At 33.9% G+C, this 855-nt stretch carries 1 pseudogene; it reads right to left on the reverse strand.

Annotated elements, in window-relative coordinates:
* Window positions 1-152 precede the first annotated feature (152 nt).
* Window positions 153-770, reverse strand: a pseudogene (locus FS666_RS19390) (DUF421 domain-containing protein).
* Window positions 771-855 lie beyond the last annotated feature (85 nt).

Raw genomic sequence — 855 nt, forward strand, 5'->3', positions numbered from 1 at the left:
TGATACATGTATCGTACCAGGAGGTGCTGCGTGTTTATATGCGTTGTTTGAATGGGGGCTTACGCTTTAGTTACTTCATTAAAGCGCCTGATTGTTGAAGACTAAAGTTTATATTCACCAAGAAAATTGATGTGCTCTTATCCTAACAAATTTTATTTAGGACTTACATGTATGCCTTCACTCTCTCGCCAATCTGCGTAAAGTATACGCTTTACATTATCATATCCATTGGTAGTTAATTGGTTATCTAACCACTGTTGATCAAATCCGAGTTCATGTAAATTATCCCATAAAATTTCCCCATCTATAATTAACGATGTTGGGAGGTCTACTGGACTTTCTGGAAGATTGAGATCTTACTTGTCTGGTTTTTGATACTTGGATTTTAATAATAAACTTATTTGCCCATTAGCTTCCAATATACCGTATTTGACTTCGCGAACTGAAAAGACATTATTTTGACGGAGTATACTCAATACTTGATTTACATCCAATTTGTGCTTTGTAAGTAACTTTCTGTCCATAACACCATCTCGAATGATGATGTTAGGATTGCCTAATAAGAGAGAACGTGTCGATTTATTTTTTAGAGTCATAAACTCTATTCCCAACATAAGAAACGTCCACAATCCGATGGCATATAAAAAATGAAAAATCCCTACCTTATCTTCATAAATGGTATTTCCTAAAAAATCTCCAAGTACTAACACAAAAACTAAGTGAAACGGGGTTAACTGATAGATGGATGTTCTGCCTGTTATGATAATGATAAAAAATAAAGTTGCAAAACCAACCTATTTAGCCCCTAAATGAACTTGGACAATAAGAGTAAAAATTATTATACTGCTTAATGTA

The organism is Siminovitchia fortis (assembly GCF_007681465.1).
In the GTDB taxonomy this organism is placed as follows: domain Bacteria; phylum Bacillota; class Bacilli; order Bacillales; family Bacillaceae_C; genus Siminovitchia; species Siminovitchia fortis.